This window comes from Vibrio aquaticus, assembly GCF_003970385.1.
GTDB lineage: Bacteria > Pseudomonadota > Gammaproteobacteria > Enterobacterales > Vibrionaceae > Vibrio > Vibrio aquaticus.
In genome coordinates, this window is record NZ_RXZH01000182.1 from 1 (window position 1) to 389 (window position 389).

At 45.6% G+C, this 389-nt stretch carries 1 protein-coding gene; it reads right to left on the reverse strand.

Annotated elements, in window-relative coordinates; all coding sequences use genetic code 11:
- Positions 1-23: 23 nt before the first annotated feature.
- Positions 24-287: a reverse transcriptase family protein gene (locus tag EJ063_RS22000; protein WP_500691455.1), complete on the reverse strand. Its 264-nt coding sequence runs from the start codon at positions 285-287 to the stop codon at positions 24-26.
- Positions 288-389: the final 102 nt, after the last annotated feature.

Consider the following 389-nt stretch of genomic DNA (forward strand, 5'->3'; position numbering starts at 1 on the left):
AGCCTGCTCAGGGTCAACGAGAATTAACATTCCGTCAGGAAAGCTTGGCTTACCGGGATATTGTGATATGCCCTGACTAAATCAATTTTAGTGAATATGTTCATACCCTGTAAACCGTTGGTGAAATCTTGGATATGMGGTATTGGGTACCTATCTGGTACGGTTTGACGGTTTAGGGCTCTGTRATCCCCGCACGGYCGCCAGTCACCTTCATTCTTCTTTGGGACCATATGCAAARGGGATGCCCATTGACTATCAGAGGGACGGATAATACCCARTTGTAGCATATAATCAAACTCGGCCCTAGCGATTTTGAGCTTATCTGGTGCTAGTCTCCTGGGTTTTGCAAAAACCGGTGCACCTTCGGTTTTGATAGTGTGACTTACTTT